Raw genomic sequence first — 360 nt, 5'->3', positions numbered from 1 at the left:
CTGAAGTCCGGCGGCCACGCCACCCGCCTCGCCGACGTCGCCCGCCGGGTCCAGTGGAACTGCCCGGCGTGCAGCCGCATGCGCTGGCGCATGCAGTTCGCCTGGCCGCCGACCCTTACCGAGGGCGAGGCCCGGCGCCTCGCCGCCCGCTACCGCAACTAGAGCGCGGCGCCTCGTCGTCGCCGACAAGCCGCCGCCCGCCACATCCTGGCCTCCCCCCCTCACACCGCCCGCTCGAAGTACCGCACCGCCTTCCCGCCCTCGAACGCCGCGGTCCCCACCTCCACGAACCCCAACGCCGCGTGGAACGCGTCGGAGGCGGGGTTCGGCGGGTCGGCGTTGGGGTTCGTGGAGGTGGGG

Annotated in this window: 1 pseudogene; it reads right to left on the bottom strand. The window is 75.6% G+C overall.

The annotated features are described in order from the left end of the window. Positions 1 to 221: 221 nt before the first annotated feature. Positions 222 to 360, bottom strand: a pseudogene (locus AX721_RS28695) (hypothetical protein); the annotation flags it as partial.

Source organism: Phenylobacterium sp. CCH9-H3 (assembly GCF_001557235.1).
Taxonomy (GTDB): domain Bacteria; phylum Pseudomonadota; class Alphaproteobacteria; order Caulobacterales; family Caulobacteraceae; genus Phenylobacterium.
Note: the sequence above shows the minus strand (reverse complement) of the source record. Positions and strands in the feature narration are given on the sequence as shown.